The organism is Protofrankia sp. CiP1_Cm_nod4 (genome assembly GCF_982290645.1).
Genome location: NZ_CEVIVC010000237.1, coordinates 1 through 4,122, shown reverse-complemented (window position 1 = coordinate 4,122; position 4,122 = coordinate 1). Strand labels below are relative to the sequence as shown.

3 protein-coding genes are annotated in these 4,122 nt (G+C 68.6%); 2 read left to right on the top strand and 1 reads right to left on the bottom strand.

Annotation, left to right across the window (positions count from 1 at the left end):
- Nucleotides 1-315: 315 nt before the first annotated feature.
- Nucleotides 316-858, bottom strand: coding sequence for an NUDIX domain-containing protein (locus tag AC5LSR_RS23495; RefSeq protein WP_250285581.1), 543 nt, complete (start codon nt 856-858; stop codon nt 316-318).
- 201 nt (nt 859-1,059) lie between these two features.
- Here AC5LSR_RS23495 and AC5LSR_RS23490 point away from each other — a divergent pair, with 201 nt between their 5' ends.
- Complete coding sequence (locus AC5LSR_RS23490; RefSeq protein WP_250285582.1) at nt 1,060-2,340, top strand: site-specific DNA-methyltransferase; 1,281 nt, start codon at nt 1,060-1,062, stop codon at nt 2,338-2,340.
- 1,113 nt (nt 2,341-3,453) lie between these two features.
- Nucleotides 3,454-3,999 (top strand): CRISPR system precrRNA processing endoribonuclease RAMP protein Cas6, encoded by a 546-nt coding sequence (cas6, locus tag AC5LSR_RS23485; RefSeq protein ID WP_250285584.1) that lies wholly within the window; start codon nt 3,454-3,456, stop codon nt 3,997-3,999.
- Nucleotides 4,000-4,122 lie beyond the last annotated feature (123 nt).

The window sequence follows — 4,122 nt, the reverse complement described above, 5'->3', positions numbered from 1 at the left end:
CCCTCTTCTTCCCCATTCTTCCCTTTTCCCTCCTTCCCTCCTTCTTCGCTCCTTCCTCCCCTGCTTCCCCATAACAACCGGATCACGAGAACGAGTATGCAAGTGGCTGCTACCACAGCCACTTGCATACTCACTTTCCTGACATGACCCCCACAGGGCTGGGCCAGTAGCGCGCATCCCGTCTGTCACCACCCGCGCAGGCCATGATCGGCGCGGGTTCGTCGTCGGGTACGCTTTCCGGCCTGCTGGCCGCGTCAGCGTGCACACAGCGACAGACGCGCCGGTCTTCTCCGGTGGCCGGCGCCCATCGGCGCTCTATGCGGTCGTGATGCCCCAGGTGGCGAGGGCGTCCAGCAGGCCCTCGGTGAGGGGCACGGCGCGCAGGTCGGCGCACCAGCGGACGTCCGCGGCGTCGTCCCCGGCCCGCAGGATCCCGCCGCCGATGTCGCACACGTAGTCGGCGATGTCGTAGACGGCTCCGTCCGGCCCCGGCCGCGTGACCCGCCCGACCAGCCGTCCAACGGCCACCTCCAGGCCGGTCTCCTCCCGGACCTCCCGGACGAGCGCGGCGCTGTCGCTCTCGCCGGGCTCGACCCGCCCGCCCGGCAGCGACCACAGCCCCCGCCCGGGTTCCCGGGCCCGCTGGACGAGCAGCAGCGCGCCGGCGGCATCCATGATGATCGCCCCGACGCATGGGGCCCTTCGCGCGATCCGCTCCGGCGGCACCCGGCTTCCCGTCGTCCGGTGAATCCGATCGTCCCGGCCGGCATACCCGGTCGTCGTGACCCGGTGCACACCAGCCGGCTGTTCTCGCACCCACAATGCCGGTGGATGGCACTGCCGGGCAACCTCATCCACCGGTTTATCCGTTTCATTCACCGCTTCATTCGCCGGCCTGTCCACCAGCCCATCCGTCGAACCGGTGCCCGTCTCAGCCTCGCATCGGTATCGTCGCAGATCAGAGCACATCGTGGATCTTGGTTGGCAAGTTTCGCATGGCGCTTCCGGTAAACCGCCGGCAGGCCGACCATTGGAAGCGAGCCGACCGTTGGAGGCGAAGTGACCGCGGCTGTCGGCCGGCCCCCCGTGGCACGCAACGAGCACCTGACCTTCCGCGCCAACATGGGTGCCGGCCGGCACGGGTGGCTGCGGCTCACACCGGCCTACGGGGTGCGCCTCGTCCGGGAGAGCATTTCGCGCCTGCCGGCGGGCTCGGTCGTCACGGACCCTTTCTCCGGGACGGGCACCACCCCGCTCGCCGCCGCCGAACTCGGCCATCACGGGCAGAGCGTCGACGTCAACCCTTTTCTCATCTGGCTCGGCCGGGCCAAGGTCCGGCGCTATTCGCCGGAAACCCTGCTGGCGGCCGTCGACGCCACCCGGGAAGTCATCCGGACGGCCACCCGGACAGATCGTGACGCCATCCTGTGGCAGCCCGACATCTTCAACATAGAACGATGGTGGACGCCCGGGACGCTGGACGCGCTGAAAGCGCTGCGGGCGGCGGTCGACGCACACGAGGGGCCGGTGCGCGACCTTCTCGACATCGCGCTGTGCCGGGTGCTGATCACCCGGAGCAACGCCGCCTTCAACCACCAGTCCATGTCCTTCAGTGCGCCCTCCGAGAAATCCGCCAGGGCCTCCGCGCGGGACGCCCGCGACAGCGCTCCAGCACTGTTCGACCGGGCCGCGGCGGAAGCGACGATCTCGGCGTTCGCGCTGGAGATGGACGCGGTGGCCCAGTCCGCCCGGTTCGCCCTGCCAGGCTCCGCCGCCATCCACCAGGGCGACTCCCGGACGAGGATCAACCAGCTGAAGGAGGCGGACCTGATCCTCACCAGCCCGCCCTACGTCAACCGTATGTCCTATGTCCGGGAACTACGCCCCTACATGTACTGGCTGCGCTTCCTGAACCTCGCCGGTGACGCCGGGGACCTCGACTGGCGGGCCATCGGCGGGACATGGGGCACCGCGACGTCGAAACTGAACGGCTGGCGCCCCGAGACCGACACCCCCGTGGACGACGCCATGGCCGCCGTCTGCGCCAGAATCACGGCGGACGGCGGGAAGAACGGCCCGCTGCTCGCGACCTACGTGCACAGGTACCACCACGACATGTGGTTGCACTTCCAGGCCGTCACACCGGCTGTGAAACGGGGCGGCGCGGTCTCCTACATCGTGGGGAACTCGGCCTTCTACGGCCATGATGTCCCCGCCCACACCTGGTACGCAGCCATGCTGCGCGCCCTCGGCTACATGAACGTCGAGATCACCACGATCCGCAAACGAAACTCGAACAAATCCCTCTACGAATACAACGTGAGCGCCCGCCGCCCGTGAACGCGGCGTTTCCCGGCCTCCACGCCCGCTCCCCCGCCCGCACGAGCGCTGGCGCCAACCGACAGGCACCGGAGCACCGATCAGCCAACACCAGTACAACCCGTGACCGCCCACAGCCGCCCGCACAAAACATGATCGGCGCAATTTTGTCATTGTGCACGCTTTTCAGCCACACAAGCGTACACAACGACAAACTCGCGCCGATCTTCCCCGGCAAACAGCACCCATCAACGGATCACCATCATCCGTGCGGCTACGCGCAGCAACATCACCGACATCCAGCCAGCCCCACATACGAGCCCGACGGCGACCCCACCCCCATGATCGGACCGGGGTCACCGAGGGCGAATACCAGAACGGTGGCGCGTGGCCCTTCATGTTTCTATGCCCTCATGATCGGGATGGGATTAGCGGGGCACCCCCTTCGGGAGCCCTGCCGAGCCGGGGCTATACCACTTGGTTACGAGGACCTATCGCAAACGATCTCCATGAAGATCTGGAAATAATCATCGATATAGATCGACATAGCCTCTGATCTGCGTAAACGAAGCCATCGAAGATCATGGAAAAACTGGGTTTGGCGAAACGATCTGCACCGGCCACGATCAAGCCGACTCGAGTGGCGCGGATGGAACACGGTGCCGGCGGTGGCCGTAACACGGAGGATGGCTGTTCTCGGGAGTGTTCCGGCCGGATGAGGGACCGTCGGATGAGGGACCGGGGGTTGCCTTGGCGGAGAGGGCGGCTACTCTGAGCGTCCGGATTCCGGGTCCATGGGGGGATACGATGCCGGCTTCACTGATATTGAAGTTCCCAGCTCCACCGCGTACGCCGTCGCCGCGCCAGTTACTCGGTGCCGCCGCTCGGCTTTTCGAGACCACCGACAGCGATCATCATGCGGAGAGCAAGCCGTTCGCGGTCGGGCCGGTCACGCCTTCGCCCAGCTCGGGCACGGCGGCCGCGAGAGGCACGACGGCTCCGACGGGCCCCGCCAGCCCCACGAACTCCGCGGGCCCCACCGGGGCCACCGGGGCCACCGGGGCCACCGGGGCCACCGGGGCCACCGGGGCCGCGTCGTCCACCGGTGCCGTGGGTATCGCGGGCTGTCCGGGGATGACACTCTGGCGGCTGGGCTGGCTCAGGGAGGAGGAGCTGCCGCGGAACTGGCCGCCACGGACGGTCCGTTTCGGGCCGTGCGAGCAGCAGGTCACAGGGTTCGACGTGGACCCGTGGCCGTTCGCGCGGCTGGCGTCGGCCGGGCCGGCCCGGCGCGTCCGGTTACGGATGATCACACCGCTGTTCTTCTCCCGTAGCGGCCGGGACCTGCCGCTGCCCGAACCGGTGCTGATCGTGCGCTCGCTGTGGACCCGGTGGAACACCTACGCCCCGGCCGCCCTGGAGATCGACGACGGCATCGCGCGTGAGCTGGCCGACGCGGTGTTCCTGGACTCCGTCTCCGGGGCGAGCCGGCAGATCCCGCTCAACGAGCAGATCCGGCAGGTCGGGTTCGTGGGCAACGCCGAGCTGCGTCTGCTGAGGACGGCGTCGGTGACCGTGACGGACGTCTTCGGCGCGCTGAGCCGGTTCGCGGCCATCGCCGGGATCGGCGCGCTGACCACCCACGGCTTCGGCGCCGTCGAGGTGACACCGAGCACGTGACGTCCGGACTGCCGCCCTGGCCCGGCCCCGTCTCGACGAGGCCGGGCCAGGCGGTCGGGACGGGACGGGCGGGCCGGACCAGCCGGGTCCGGCCGGGCGGGCCGGATCAGGCGGGTCAGGGCG